At 71.5% G+C, this 14,061-nt stretch carries 14 protein-coding genes; 13 read left to right on the forward strand and 1 reads right to left on the reverse strand.

Translation table 11 applies throughout. The features are described 5' to 3' along the window. Nucleotides 1-4: 4 nt before the first annotated feature. The 10 genes from SHK19_RS10410 (at nt 5) to SHK19_RS10455 (ending at nt 9,145) form a co-directional block, all read left to right on the forward strand. Nucleotides 5-790, forward strand: coding sequence for a shikimate dehydrogenase (locus tag SHK19_RS10410; protein WP_322938603.1), 786 nt, complete (start codon nt 5-7; stop codon nt 788-790). Nucleotides 791-862: 72 nt separating this feature from the next. Then, nucleotides 863-1,621, forward strand: coding sequence for an A24 family peptidase (locus SHK19_RS10415; protein ID WP_322938604.1), 759 nt, complete (start codon nt 863-865; stop codon nt 1,619-1,621). 221 nt (nt 1,622-1,842) lie between these two features. Next, nucleotides 1,843-3,021, forward strand: a complete 1,179-nt coding sequence (gene aroC / locus SHK19_RS10420; protein ID WP_322938605.1) for a chorismate synthase — start codon at nt 1,843-1,845, stop codon at nt 3,019-3,021. Continuing rightward, nucleotides 3,018-3,638: a shikimate kinase gene (locus SHK19_RS10425; protein WP_322938606.1), complete on the forward strand. Its 621-nt coding sequence runs from the start codon at nt 3,018-3,020 to the stop codon at nt 3,636-3,638. Before aroC ends, SHK19_RS10425 begins: the two co-directional genes overlap by 4 nt. Beyond that, complete coding sequence (aroB, locus tag SHK19_RS10430) at nt 3,635-4,735, forward strand: 3-dehydroquinate synthase (RefSeq protein ID WP_322938607.1); 1,101 nt, start codon at nt 3,635-3,637, stop codon at nt 4,733-4,735. The genes SHK19_RS10425 and aroB overlap by 4 nt, the downstream gene beginning before the upstream one ends. Further along, nucleotides 4,732-5,172: a type II 3-dehydroquinate dehydratase gene (locus tag SHK19_RS10435; RefSeq protein ID WP_322457062.1), complete on the forward strand. Its 441-nt coding sequence runs from the start codon at nt 4,732-4,734 to the stop codon at nt 5,170-5,172. The genes aroB and SHK19_RS10435 overlap by 4 nt, the downstream gene beginning before the upstream one ends. 73 nt (nt 5,173-5,245) lie before the next feature. Beyond that, a complete protein-coding gene (gene efp / locus SHK19_RS10440) occupies nt 5,246-5,812 on the forward strand; it encodes an elongation factor P (protein ID WP_322457061.1) in 567 nt (188 codons plus the stop codon). After that, entirely contained in the window at nt 5,809-6,228 is a 420-nt protein-coding gene (nusB, locus tag SHK19_RS10445) for a transcription antitermination factor NusB (RefSeq protein ID WP_322457060.1), read from the forward strand. The genes efp and nusB overlap by 4 nt, the downstream gene beginning before the upstream one ends. A 188-nt stretch (nt 6,229-6,416) precedes the next feature. Then, nucleotides 6,417-7,793, forward strand: coding sequence for a dihydrolipoyl dehydrogenase family protein (locus SHK19_RS10450; protein WP_322457059.1), 1,377 nt, complete (start codon nt 6,417-6,419; stop codon nt 7,791-7,793). Nucleotides 7,794-7,876: 83 nt separating this feature from the next. Further along, complete coding sequence (locus SHK19_RS10455) at nt 7,877-9,145, forward strand: MinD/ParA family ATP-binding protein (protein WP_322938608.1); 1,269 nt, start codon at nt 7,877-7,879, stop codon at nt 9,143-9,145. Nucleotides 9,146-9,175: 30 nt separating this feature from the next. On the opposite strand, the gene SHK19_RS10460 is transcribed toward SHK19_RS10455, so the two are convergent. Then, nucleotides 9,176-10,540 (reverse strand): FAD-binding oxidoreductase, encoded by a 1,365-nt coding sequence (locus tag SHK19_RS10460; RefSeq protein ID WP_322938609.1) that lies wholly within the window; start codon nt 10,538-10,540, stop codon nt 9,176-9,178. Nucleotides 10,541-10,596: 56 nt separating this feature from the next. Here SHK19_RS10460 and SHK19_RS10465 point away from each other — a divergent pair, with 56 nt between their 5' ends. The 3 genes from SHK19_RS10465 to SHK19_RS10475 are packed head-to-tail and all read left to right on the forward strand — an operon-like array spanning nt 10,597 to nt 13,911. Next, nucleotides 10,597-12,885, forward strand: a complete 2,289-nt coding sequence (locus SHK19_RS10465) for an FdhF/YdeP family oxidoreductase (protein ID WP_322938610.1) — start codon at nt 10,597-10,599, stop codon at nt 12,883-12,885. Nucleotide 12,886: 1 nt separating this feature from the next. Beyond that, the gene (fdhD, locus tag SHK19_RS10470) at nt 12,887-13,714 is read left to right on the forward strand and encodes a formate dehydrogenase accessory sulfurtransferase FdhD (RefSeq protein ID WP_322938611.1); all 828 of its coding nucleotides are present in this window, start codon (nt 12,887-12,889) and stop codon (nt 13,712-13,714) included. A 26-nt stretch (nt 13,715-13,740) separates the two neighbouring features. Next, nucleotides 13,741-13,911, forward strand: coding sequence for a CsbD family protein (locus SHK19_RS10475; protein ID WP_322457054.1), 171 nt, complete (start codon nt 13,741-13,743; stop codon nt 13,909-13,911). The last annotated feature ends 150 nt before the right edge of the window (nt 13,912-14,061 follow it).

The raw sequence follows: 14,061 nt of genomic DNA on the forward strand, positions 1-14,061 counted from the left end.
TGTCGTGGGCGACCCGATCGCCCACTCGCTGTCGCCGGTGCTGCACCGGGCGGGGTACACCGCGGTCGGCCTCGACTGGGAGTACGACGCCGCGCTCGTGCCGGCCGGCGGGTTGGCGGGTTTCGTGGCCGGTCTCGGCGCGGAGTGGCGCGGGCTGTCGGTGACCGCACCGCTCAAGCGCGAGGCGATGGCGCTGGCCGACGTCGTGAGCGACCGGGTCGAGCTCGTCGGCTCCGCCAACACGCTGCTGCTGACCGGTGGTGAGGTGCACGCCGACAACACCGACCTGCGCGGTGCGGTCGCGGCCGTCCGGGAGCGGTACGACGGCAGCATCCGATTCGCCACGATTCTCGGCGGCGGCGCCACGGCTGCGGCCACCGGTCTGGCGATGGTGGAGCTCGGCGCGGAATCGGTCCGGGTCGCGGTCCGGCAGCCCGAGCGCGCGGAAGAAGCGGTCGCGCGGATCGCCGCTCACCACGCCGCACCGGCGGTCGAGATCATCTCGCTCGACGATGCGAACGACGACACGGACGCGATCGTCTCGACGATCCCGGTCGCCGCGCAGACCGACCGCCTGGTCGCGGCGTGCGCGGGCGTCGAGGTGCTGTTCGACGTCGTCTACGACCCCTGGCCGACGCCATTGTCCGGAGTCGGCGGGACCGTCGTCTCCGGACTCGACCTCCTCGTCCACCAGGCCGCGCTGCAGTTCACCGCGTTCACCGGGGTAGCGGCGCCGCTCGCCGCGATGCGCGCCGCCGGCGAGGCCGCGCTCCGGGAGCGAACCGCATGAGAACCACCCCACGAAGTTCTTGTCTCCCCCCGCTTCGCTCCTCCAGCCAACAACTTCGCGGGGACCCCGGAAATGCATGAGCACCTCGCAGCGGCACTGGTCGGGCTGGTCGGCTGCGGCCTCGCAGGCGCGCTGACGCCGTACCTCATCCGGGTGCTGCCGGAGCCGCCACCCGACCCCGAGCCGGAGGAGGGCGTGGAGCTGACCCCCGCCCAGAAGGCACGCCTCGAGGAACCGCCGAAGGAGCTGTACGCCGACCTCGGTCGCCGCCCGCGGCTCGGGCTGGTCGCCGCGGGGATCTCCGCCGCCGCCGGTGCCGGCATCGGCGCGGTGCTGGGCTGGGAGTGGTTGCTGTGCCTGCTGCTGCCGCTGGTGCCGGTCGGCACCCTGCTCGGCATCGTCGACCACCGCACCCGGCTGCTGCCCTCGATCGTGGTGCTGCCCGCGACACTCGCCGCCCTCGTGTACGGCGGCGTCCGCTGGGCGGCCACCGGTGATGCGGACGAGCTGGTCCGCGGGGTCGTCTGCCTGCTGCTGGTACGCACCGTGTTCTGGCTGCTGTGGTTCATCCGCCAGGCCGGGATGGGCTTCGGCGACGTCCGGCTCTCGGCGTTGCTCGGCTGCGTGCTCGGGTACGCCGGCGCCGTACCCCTGTTCGTCGGCCTCTACTCCGCCTTCCTCCTCTTCGGCGTGCCCGGCCTGGTGATCGCGATCGCCAGGCGCGACCGGTCGGTGCTCAAGCGGGCCTATCCGTTCGGCCCCTTCCTGCTGGCGGGCGCGTGGATCGGGATCGTGGCCGGCGAGCCGCTGGTCGCGGCGATCTCGGGGTAGGACGGCAGCCGTCTCGTCCGGTCGTCGAGTAGCCCGAGCGCTCTGGCGCGAGGGCGTATCGAGACGCCACAATCCTGCTCGCTCACCGTGGGCGGTCGTCTCGCCGGGTCTCGATACGGCCTCGCGCAGGCGCTCGGCCTACTCGACCACCGGACGGGCGACGTCCCCGTAACCCCGGACCGGAAAGGGCGGATGCGTCCGTCTCTGGGAGAATGTGACGTATGTTGCGTTGGCTGACGGCGGGGGAGTCCCACGGACCCTCCCTGGTCGCGATCCTCGAGGGCCTGCCGGCCCATGTCGAGGTGACGACCGAGGACATCTCCGACTCGCTCGCCCGGAGGCGGCTGGGTTACGGCCGCGGCGCCCGGATGAAGTTCGAGGCCGACGCGGTCCGGGTCGTCGGGGGTGTCCGGCACGGCCGCACGCAGGGCGGTCCGATCGCGATCGAGGTCGGCAACACCGAGTGGCCCAAGTGGGAGCAGGTGATGGCGGCCGACCCGGTGGACCAGGAGGTCCTCGACGGACTGGCCCGCAACGCCCCGCTCACCCGGCCGCGCCCGGGTCACGCCGACCTGGCGGGCATGCAGAAGTACGACTTCGAGGACGCGCGGCCCGTGCTGGAGCGCGCCTCCGCCCGCGAGACCGCGGCCCGGGTGGCGCTGGGCCGGGTGGCGAGCAACTTCCTCGAGCAGGCCGTCGGCGCGCAGATCGTGTCCCACGTGATCGAGATCGGCGGCGTCCGCGCGCCGGCCGGGCTGTGGCCCGCACCGGCCGACGTCGCCCGGCTGGACGAGGACCCCGTCCGCTGCCTCGATCCCGACACGTCCAAGCTGATCGTCGAGCGGATCGACCAGGCGCACAAGGACGGCGACACCCTCGGCGGCGTCGTCGAGGTCGTGGTCCACGGGTTGCCGCCCGGCCTCGGCTCGCACGTGCACTGGGACCGGCGGCTCGACTCCCGCCTCGCGGGCGCGCTGATGGGCATCCAGGCGATCAAGGGCGTCGAGGTCGGTGACGGCTTCGAGCTCGCGGCCACGCCCGGCTCGCTCGCCCACGACGAGATCGTGCCGACCGAGGAGGGCCTGCGGCGGGTGTCCGGCCGCTCGGGCGGCACCGAGGGCGGTATGACCACGGGCGAGATCCTGCGCGTCCGCGCTGCGATGAAGCCGATCGCGACCGTGCCCCGCGCCCTGCGCACCGTCGACGTCGTGACCGGCGAGGAAGCCGTTGCCCACCACCAGCGCTCCGACGTGTGCGCCGTCCCGGCCGCCGGCATCGTGGCCGAGGCGATGGTCGCACTCACGCTGGCGGACGCCGTCGTCGAGAAGTTCGGCGGGGACTCGGTCCAGGAGACCCGGCGCAACGCCGCGAGCTACCTGGACACGCTGAGGTACAAGTGAGCACTGACCACGGTGGGCCGGTCGCCGTCCTCGTGGGCACCATGGGCGCCGGCAAGACGACGGTCGGCAGGCTGCTCGCTGACGCCCTGGGCGTGACGTTCCTCGACAGCGACCACGCCGTCGAGGCGCGGGCCGGCAAGCCGGTGCAGGAGATCTTCGTCGACGACGGCGAAGCGGCCTTCCGTGCCCTCGAGCGCGCCGCGGTCGCGACCGCGCTCGACGAGCACGACGGCGTGCTCGCCCTGGGCGGCGGGGCGGTGCTCGATCCGGACACCCGCGCGTTGCTGACCGGGCACCGCGTGGTGTTCCTCCGGGTCGGCCTCTCCGACGCCGTGAAGCGGGTCGGTCTCGGCGCCGGGCGACCCTTGCTCCTCGGCAACGTGCGGGCGCGGGTGAAGATGCTGCTCGACGAGCGGACGCCCGTCTACGAGGGCGTCGCGACCCTGACCGTCGACACGGACGGACGGAGCCCGCAGGAGGTCGCGGCCGAGGTGGCGTCCGGCTTGCGGCGTCTCGATACGCCTGGTCTCGATACGCCCTCGCCTAGCGGCTCGGGCTACTCGACCACCGCGCCGGGGAGCTCGGGCTACTCGACGACCGAGAGCGAAGAGCGATGACCGACACCGTGCTGCACGTGGGTGGCGCGTCGCCGTACGACGTCGTGGTCGGCCGTCGTCTCGCGGAGCGGCTGCCCGGCATCCTCGGGAGCTCGGTCCAGCGGGTCGCGTTCCTCCACGCCGCCGAGCTCGACGAGCTCGCGGGGCCCGTGCTCGACGTCCTGCGGCGGGAGTACGACGTCCTCGCGCTCGGGCTGCCGGCCGGCGAGGCGACCAAATCGGCCGAGGTCGCGGCCCAGTGCTGGGACGCGCTCGGAGAGGCCGGCTTCACCAGGTCCGACGCGGTGGTGACCTTCGGCGGCGGCGCGACCACCGATCTCGGCGGGTTCGTGGCCGCGACCTGGCTGCGCGGCGTGCGGGTCGTGCACGTGCCGACCACCCTGCTCGCCATGGTCGACGCGGCGGTCGGTGGCAAGACCGGCATCAACACCGCCGCGGGCAAGAACCTCGTCGGCTCCTTCCACGAGCCGGCCGGTGTGCTCGTCGACCTCGACACCCTGCTCACGCTGCCGCGGGCCGAGCTGGTCGCCGGCATGGGCGAGGTGATCAAGTGCGGGTTCATCGCCGACCCGGTCATCCTCGACCTGGTCGAGGCCGACCCCGAGGCGGCGACCGACCCCGCCGGGCAGGTGCTCCCGGACCTCGTCGAGCGCGCGATCCGCGTCAAGATCGACGTCGTCGTCGCTGACCTCAAGGAGGCCGGCGGCGCCGACGGACACCCCGGTCGGGAGGTGCTCAACTACGGCCACACGATGGCGCACGCGATCGAGCGGGCCGAGGGCTACACGATGCGGCACGGCGAAGCGGTGGCCATCGGCTGCTGCTACGTCGCCGAGCTGGCGCGGCTCGAGGGGCATCTCGACGACCGGACCGCGGCCCGGCACGCGACCACGTTCGCTGCGGTCGGGCTGCCGACCAGCTACGCGGGCGCGGACTTCGACGCGCTGCTGGCCGGGATGCGGGTCGACAAGAAGTCGCGCGGCAACACCCTGCGGTTCGTCGTGCTCGACGGGCTGGCGAAGCCGGCGGTGCTGTCCGGCCCGTCCGAGGCAAACCTGCGCGCGTCGTACGACCGGATGACGGGTGGTGCGGCGTGAGGCAGGTACTGGTGCTCAACGGCCCCAACCTCGGCCGGCTCGGCCGGCGCGAGCCGGAGATCTACGGGACGACCACTCATCGCGAGCTCGCCGAGCTCTGCCGTGGGTGGGGCGAGCTGGTCGGCCTGTCGGTCGAGACCCGGCAGACCAACCACGAGGGCGAGCTGCTCGACTGGCTCAACCAGGCAGCCGACGCCGGGACGCCGGTGGTCCTCAACGCCGCCGCGTGGACCCACTACTCCTACGCGATCTTCGACGCCTGTGCCCAGCTGACCGCACCGCTGGTCGAGGTGCACATCTCGGATCCCTCGCAGCGCGCGGAGGTGTTCCGGCACACCTCGGTGGTGACCCCGCACGCCGCGAAGGTCATCGCGGGCCAGGGGATCGACGGCTACCGGCAGGCTCTCGAATTCATCGCTGCGGAGAGCGGAGACTAGACTTCCCCGCTGGCCCGACGTGGCCACACCGACCCTTGTTGGAATTGACATCTGCATCGAAGAAGGCTGGCGCATGGCAACGACGAACGACCTGAAGAACGGCATGGTTCTCAAGCTGGAAAACCAGCTCTGGCAGGTGGTCGAGTTCCAGCACGTGAAGCCAGGCAAGGGCCCCGCCTTCGTGCGGACCAAGCTCAAGCACGTCGAGTCGGGCAAGAACGTCGACAAGACCTTCAACGCCGGCACCAAGGTCGAGACCGCCACGGTCGACCGCCGCACGATGCAGTACCTCTACAACGACGGCACCAACTACGTCTTCATGGACACCGGCACCTACGACCAGATCGAGGTCGACCCGGACATCGTGGGCTCCGCCAAGAACTTCCTGCTCGAGAACATGGAGGCGATCGTCGCCACCAACGAGGGCCGGGTGCTGTTCATCGAGCTCCCCGCCTCGGTCGAGCTGACCATCACCTACACCGAGCCCGGCGTCGTCGGCGACTCCGCGACCGGCCGCACCAAGCCCGCCACCCTCGAGACCGGCGCCGAGATCCAGGTCCCGCTGTTCATCGAGCAGGGCGAGAAAATCAAGGTCGACACCCGCGAGGGTGGCTCGTACCTCAGCCGCGTGAAGTCGTGAGCTCCGGGGGAGCGCGCTCGAAGGCCCGGAAGCGGGCCCTTGACCTGTTGTTCGCCGCCGACCTGCGGCGGGAGTCGGCCGGCGACACGCTGGACCGGTCGATCGGCGAGGGCGCGTCGCCGACCAACCCCTACACCGAGACCCTGGTGCGCGGCGTCGTCGAGCATCTGGCCCGGATCGACGAGGTGCTCGCCACCTACGCCCAGGGCTGGACGCTCGACCGGATGCCGGCCGTCGACCGCAACGTGCTGCGCATCGGCGTCTACGAGATGCTCTACGTCGACGACGTCCCCGACGCGGTCGCCGTCACCGAGGCGATGGCCCTGGTGCGGGACCTCTCCACCGACGAGTCCCCGTCGTTCGTCAACGGCGTGCTCGGCGCGATCCTGAAGTCCAAGCCGACGCTGGCTGTCTGAATGCGCGAGCGTGTCGCCCACGGTGCGGCGCCGCCCGGACCATCGCTTCGCTCTGCCCAGGGTCACCGCACCGTGCGGGCTTCGCCCGCGGGCGCCAGCTGCCGCGCCGCGGTTGACGCGAGCGGGGGTTGCGGCGCTCTGGCGGCATTCGGTTCCGTCGCGACCAATGGCGTGCCAGGGTTGTCGCTATGAGCGAGAGCATCGACGCCGCCGTCATCGGTCTCGGCCCGGGAGGGGAGCACGTCGCGGCCCAGCTCGCGCAGGCCGGCCTCTCCGTGCTGGGCGTGGAGAAGCACCTGGTGGGCGGTGAGTGTCCCTACTACGGGTGCATCCCCTCGAAGATGATGATCCGCGCGGCCGGCGCGCTCGCCGAGGCACGACGGGTGCCGACGCTGGGTGGATCGGTCGAGGTGACACCCGACTGGACGACGGTCGCGAAGCGGATCTCCGACGAGGCCACCGACGCCTGGAACGACCAGGTCGCGGTCGACCGGCTGATCGACAACGGCGCCACGTTCGCCCGGGGCCACGGCCGGCTGGCCGGTCCGGGCAAGGTCGTCGTCGAGACCGCCGACGGCACGCAGGAGTACGACGTGCAGCGTGCGGTCGTGCTCAACGTCGGCACGGAGCCCGCGATCCCGCCCGTCCCCGGGCTGGCCGAGACGCCGTACTGGACCAACCGCGACGCGGTCCAGGTCAAGAACCTCCCGGAGAGCATGATCGTGCTCGGGGGCGGCGCGATCGGCTGTGAGATCGCGCAGGCGTTCGCCCGGTTCGGGGTGGACGTCACCATCCTGGAGGTCGCGGACCGGATCCTCGGTCCCGAGGAGCCGGAGGCGAGCGAGGTCGTCGCCGGGGCGATGGCCGACGAGGGCATCGACGTGCGCGTCGGTGTCGACATCACCCGGATCGACCACACCGCCGGGCCCGGCTTCACCGTCTCCCTCGGCGGCGGCAGCGTGCTGTCCGCCGGGGCGCTGCTCGTCGCCGCCGGTCGCCGTACCAACCTCTCCGACCTCGGCCTCGACACGGTGGGTCTCGACCCGTCTTCACGGTTCCTCGACACCGACGAGCAGGTGCGGGCCGGGGACCAGCTGTGGGCCGTTGGCGACATCACCGGCAAGGGCCAGTTCACGCACATGTCGATGTACCAGGCCGAGGTCGCGGTGCGGTCGATCCTCGGCAAGGACGGGCCGTGGGCCGACTACACGGCGGTCAGCCGGGCGACCTTCACCGACCCCGAGGTCGGATCGGTCGGCCTCACCGAGAAGCAGGCGCGTGACGCCGGCATCCGGGTCACCACCGGGAGCTACTCGCTGCCGAGCTCGAGCCGCGGCTGGATGCACAAGACCGGCAACCACGGGGTCATCAAGGTCGTCGCCGACGCCGACCGCGGTGTCCTGGTCGGGGGTACGACGGTCGGGCCGTCCGGCGGCGAGATGATCGGCCTGATCGCCGCGGCCGTGCACGCCGGGACGCCGGTGGCGAAGCTCCGCACCATGCACTACGCCTACCCGACCTTCCACCGGGCGATCGAGAACGCCATCAACGAGCTGGAGGTCTGACCCGCGTCCCCAGGTGCCTGTTTGAGGGACCGCCGAGCGGGTTAGGGTCACCCCAACCGTTCGGCCTCATCTCGGGGGTAACCGTGAGCCATTCCTCAGCCGATCCCGGCACCAGTGAGAACACGTCGGACCGTCTCTTCACCGCCGACGAGCTCGAGGCGTTCGCGCAGCGGCAGGTCGAGGCCGCGCGCAACGGCGCCCACGTCGACCCGCTGAGCGATCCGATCGACGCCGACCCGCTCGCCGCCAGCACCCTCCCGCGTGGCCCGATGCCGTCCGGGCCACCGCCGCTGGGCCCGCCGCCGTTGCCACCGCCGCCGAGTCAGACGTCGAGTCAGCCTCCGGCGCCACCGGTCGGCGCACCACCGGCCGCAGCGCGCACGCCGGCGGCGCCGCCTCCCGCCGAGCCGCGGCGGTTCATGACCGCGACCGACTTCCTCGACCGACGCGACCACGACGCACACCAAGGGCCCGCGACCTGGGGCTGGCGGGGCCGTGTCCGCCGCGTCAGCGGCGGCCTGATCAAGCCCAAGATGGGCGCGAAGGAGCAGGCCTACCACGGGGACCGGCAGGCGATCCAGAAGGACTTCGCCGGGCCCCGCACGATCGCGTTCATCAACCCCAAGGGCGGCGCCGCCAAGACCACCGGGGTGCTCGCCGCCGGCTACACCTTCGGCACCGTCCGCGGCGGCGGAGTGGTCGCCTGGGACAACAACGAGACCCGCGGCACGCTCGGGATCCGCGGCCAGCGCGGCAGCCACCGCAACACCACCCGAGAGCTGCTCGAGGACCTCGGCAGGTTCAAGGACGTCTACCAGTCGCGGATCGGCGACCTGGGCGCCTTCGTCCGCTCCCAGGGCGACGCCCACTTCGACGTGCTGGCCTCGGACGAGCGGCCCGATGTCACAGGGATCATCCACGCGACCGACTTCGCCGACGTCCATGCCCTGCTCCAGCGCTTCTACCGCGTCATCCTGATCGACACCGGCAACAACATGCGCGCCGAGAACTGGCTCGCGGCGGCAGACGCCGCCGACCTCCTCGTGGTCACCAGCACGGTCCGCGAGGACACTGGCTACAGCGGGCTGTGGATGCTCGACGCCCTCCAAGACGCCGGCTACGCCAACCTGAAGCACAAGACGATCACCGTGCTGTCCGACCCCAGCGAGAAGGTGGACACGCGGCTGGCGAGCGACCTCGTGCAGGTCTACGAGCAGCGCACCCGCGGCGTGCACCGGGTGCCCTACGACCCGGCGCTGGTGTCGGGCTCGGTGGTGCCCTACCACCTGCTCAGCGAGGCGACGAAGCGGTCCTGGCTGTCCGCGTGCGCGGCGATGGCACAGGCGCTCTGACAGTGGATCCTGCGGACCGGGCAGACCGGGCTAGAGGACGGCCCCGGGGTTGAGGATCCCGTCGGGGTCCAGGGCGTCCTTGATCCTCCGGTTCAGCGCCATCACCTCGGCGCCGAGCTGGTCGGGCAGTGCTGCCTTCTTGGCCCGCCCCACGCCGTGCTCGCCGGTGATCGTGCCGCCGAGCTCGATGGCAAGCGCCATCACCTCGTCGAACGCCCGGCGGGCGCCGGCCACCGCCTCCGGACGGCCCGCGTCGTAGACCACGATCGGGTGCGTGTTGCCGTCGCCGGCGTGCGCGACCAGGGCGATCTCGACCTCGCAGCGGGAGGCGATGGCGGTGATGCCGGCCACCAGGTCCGGCAGGACCGGCACCGGCACCCCGACGTCCTCGAACAGCACGCTCCCGCGCTGCTCGAGCGCCAGGAACGCGTTGCGGCGGGCCGCGACGAACATCGCGGCCTCGTCCGGGTCGCTGGTTGTGAAGACCGCGCTCGCGTCCTCCTTCTCGCAGCACTCGCGGATCAGGTCGATCTCCGTCTCGCAGGCGGCACCGGTCGCGTCGGACTGCGCGAGCAGGAGCGCCCCGGTCGACCGGTCGAGGCCGTGCGAGCGCCAGTCCTCGACCGCGTTGATGGCGGTGTTGTCCATCAGCTCCAGCATCGAGCAGCGCACCCGGCCGCGGATCGCGACCACGGCACGCGACGCAGCCGTCACGGTCGAGAAGGCGGCGACGAGGGTCGCGCCGGCAGTCTGGGCGGGGATCAGCCTCAGGATCGCCCGGGTGATGATGCCCAGGGTGCCCTCGCTGCCGACGAAGAGCTTGAGCAGCGAGAGTCCCGCGACGTCCTTGATCTGCTTGCCACCCAGCCGGACCAGGGTGCCGTCGGCGAGCACGACATCCATCCCGAGGACGTAGTCGGTGGTGACGCCGTACTTCACGCAGCAGAGGCCGCCGGCGTTGGTCGCGAGGTTGCCGCCGATGGAGCAGATCTCGAATGACGAGGGGTCGGGCGGGTACCACAGGCCGTGTTTCGCGGCAGCTGCCTTGACCTCGACGTTGAGCGCCCCGGGTTCGACGATCGCGACCTGGCAGGCGGTGTCGACCTCGATCGCGCGCATCCGGTCCAGCGAGATCGTGATCCCGCCGTCGACCGCCGACGACCCGCCGGACAGCCCGGTGCCGGCTCCGCGGGGGACCACCGGCACCCGGTGCTCCGCCGCCCAGCGCACGGCCTGCTGGACCTGTTCGGCCGTCTCGGCCCGGACCACCGCGATCGGCGTACCGGCGGAGCCGTCGCGGGCGAAGTCCTCGCGGTACTTGTCGATCTCGGCCGCGCCCGTGACGACCACCCCGTCGGGGAGGTCGGCGACCAGCTGGGCGAGGACCGCGTGCACGGCCGAAGCCTACGATGACGAGACCGGCGCGAGTCGTGCCGAGGACTGGGAGAGAGATGCCTCCGATCGAGGAGCCGCAGGACGACCTGACGGTCACGCCACCGAAGACGTGGGCTGCCGGGGTCCCGGCCGTCGCCCATGCGCTGGAGTACTCGCTGGCGCAGACCAGCCCGCGGCGGACGGCGCTGACCCTCCTCAACCTCAACCAGGACGGCGGCATCGACTGTCCTGGATGTGCCTGGCCGGAGCCGAAGAAGCGGCACAAGAACGAGTACTGCGAGAACGGGGCGAAGCACGTCACCGACGAGGCGACCAGCCGACGGGTCACCCGGGAGTTCTTCGCCGAGCACCCGGTCGCCGAGCTGGCCCAGAAGTCGGACTACTGGCTCAACCAGCAGGGTCGGCTGACCGAGCCGATGGTGAAGCTGCCCGGGGGCACCCACTACCAGCCGATCGGCTGGGACGACGCCATCGGACTGATCGCGGGTGAGCTCACCGGCCTCGCCTCCCCGGCCGAGGCGATGTTCTACACCTCCGGCCGGCTCAACAACGAGGGCGCGTTCCTGCTGCAGCTCTTCGCCCGGGCCTACGGCACCAACAACCTCCCGGACTGCTCGAACATGTGCCACGAGTCGAGCGGGTCGGCGTTGGGCGAGACGCTCGGCGTCGGGAAGGGAACGGTGTCCCTCGAGGACTTCTACGAAGCCGACCTGGTGCTCGTCGTGGGCCAGAACCCCGGCACCAACCACCCCCGGATGCTCACCGCGTTGGAGCAGACCAAGCACAACGGCGGCCAGGTGGTCGCGGTCAACCCGCTGCCCGAGGCCGGGCTGAAGCGGTTCAAGAACCCGCAGCGGCCGAGCGGCGTCGTCGGACGCGGAACGACGATCGCCGACCAGTTCCTCCAGATCCGGCTCGGCGGCGACCTGGCGCTGTTCCAGTTGCTCAACCGGCTGCTGCTCGAGGCCGAGGACGACGCTCCCGGGACGGTGCTCGACCGGGCCTTCATCGAGCGCGACACCGCCGGCTTCGAAGCCTTCGCGGAGCACGTCCGTCGTACCGAGTGGGCCGAGGTCCTCGAAGCCACGGGCCTGACCCGCGAGGAGATCGAGGAGCTCCGCGGACGGGTGCTCGCCAGCAAGAAGATCATCGTGTGCTGGGCGATGGGCCTGACCCAGCACCGGCACGGCGTGCCGACGATCCGCGAGATCGTCAACTTCCTGCTACTGCGCGGCAGCATCGGTCGTCCCGGCGCGGGCGTGTGCCCGGTCCGTGGCCACAGCAACGTGCAGGGCGACCGCACCATGGGGATCTGGGAGCGGCTGCCGGAGCCGTTCCGGCACGCGCTCGAGGAGGAGTTCGGTTTCGCGCCGCCGACCGAGCCCGGATACGACTCGGTCCACGGCGTGCGGGCGATGCGGGACGGCAAGGTCAAGGTGTTCATGGGGGTCGCCGGCAACTTCGTCCGCGCGATGTCGGACAGCGCGGTCACCGAGGAGGCGCTGCGGCGCTGCCGGCTGACGGTGCAGGTCTCCACCAAGCTCAACCGGTCGCACACGGTGTGCGGCGAGACCGCCCTGATCCTGCCGACGCTGGGGCGCAGCGACCGCGACGTGCAGGCGACCGGGGAGCAGTTCGTGACCGTCGAGAACTCGATGAGCCAGGTCCACACCACGCGTGGTCGCCTCGACCCGGCCTCGCCCCACCTGCTCAGCGAGATCGCGATCATCTGCCGGCTCGCGCGGCGCACCCTCGGCACCGGCGGCTCGATCCCCTGGGAGCACTTCGAGGCCGACTACGGCCTGGTCCGGGACCGGATCGCACGCGTCGTGCCAGGGTTCGAGGACTTCAACGAACGGGTGGTGCTCCCCGGAGGGTTCCGGCTGCCGAGCCCGGTCAACGAGGGCGTCTACCGGACCGGCAGCGGCAGGGCCGAGTTCTCGTGCAACGACTTCACCTCGCTCGTCGCGCCGGCCGGTCACCTGGTGCTGCAGACAGTGCGGTCGCACGACCAGTGGAACACCATCCCGTACACCATGGACGACCGCTACCGCGGCATCCACGACTCGCGGCACGTGGTGTTCGTCAACCCCGACGACCTCGACGAGCTCGGGATCGAGGACCGGGCTCTGGTCGACGTCGTCAGCGTCTGGGACGACGGCACCGAGCGTCGGCTGGAGGGTTTCCGGACGGTGTCCTACCCGACGGCACGCGGGTCGGCGGCGGCGTACTACCCCGAGGCGAACTGCCTGGTGCCGCTCGACAGCGTCGCCGAGGCCAGCAACACGCCGACCTACAAGGGGATCGTCGTGCGGCTCGAACCTGTTGCCGGCGGGGGAGGCTGAGATGGGCCGCGTCACCGTCCGCCGACCTGTGCTGCGCATCCGCGACGGCGAGGTGACGCGGCGTCCGGACGCGCTCGCAGCCGAGGAGCCGATGGAGATACGGGTCGACGGTCGACCGCTCACGGTCACCATGCGCACCCCCGGCGACGACTTCGACCTGGCCGTCGGGTTCCTTGTCAGCGAAGGCGTCGTGCACGCCAGGGACCACGTCGTCGCCGCGCGCTACTGCGCGGGTGCGACCGACGAGGGGACGAACACCTACAACGTCGTGGACGTCCAGCTCGATCCCGCGGTGTCGGCGCCGCACGCGTCGCTGGAGCGCAGCTTCTACACGACGTCCTCCTGCGGGGTCTGCGGCAAGGCGAGCCTCGACGCCGTCCGCACCTCGTCGACCTGGAAGGTGGCCGACGACCCGCTGCGGGTGAGCCCCGCGCTGCTCGCCAGCCTTCCGGACCGGCTCCGAGCGGCGCAGCGGGTCTTCGACCGCACCGGCGGGCTGCACGCCGCCGGGTTGTTCTCGGCGACGGGCGAGCTGCTGGTGCTCAAGGAGGACGTGGGGCGGCACAACGCCGTCGACAAGGTCATCGGCCACGCGCTGCGCGACGACCTGCTACCGCTCCGGGAGACGATCCTCGTCGTCAGCGGCCGGGCGTCCTTCGAGCTGGTCCAGAAGGCGGTGATGGCCGGCGTACCGCTGCTGGCGGCCGTGTCCGCGCCCTCCTCCCTCGCCGCCGACCTCGCGGAGGAGACCAACCTCACGCTGGTGGGCTTCCTCCGCGGAGCGTCGATGAACGTGTACGCCGGGTCGGAGCGGGTAACGGCCCCCTGAAGGCTCACCCGAGCGAAAGGACAGGCATGGGTAACCAGGACAAGCTCGAAAACAAGGCCGACGAGAAGGTCGGCGAGGCCAAGGAAGCCCTGGGCAACGCGTCGGGCGATGACGAGCTCAAGGGCGAGGGCAAGGCCGACCAGACCAAGGCCAACCTCAAGCAGGCCGGCGAGAAGGTCAAGGACGCCTTCCGCTGAGCCACACGCACGAGTGACGAGAGGCCCGGGACGACCCGGGCCTCTCGTCGTGCGTGCCCGTTGGTTCCTCCGCCCGATGACCCGTTAGGGTGGGCGACGATCGACATCCTTTAACGAGCCGTCCTGTGAGGCGGAGAAGGAGGTCCGGCG

The sequence above is a fragment of the Nocardioides bizhenqiangii genome, from assembly GCF_034661235.1.
GTDB classification, from domain to species: domain Bacteria; phylum Actinomycetota; class Actinomycetes; order Propionibacteriales; family Nocardioidaceae; genus Nocardioides; species Nocardioides bizhenqiangii.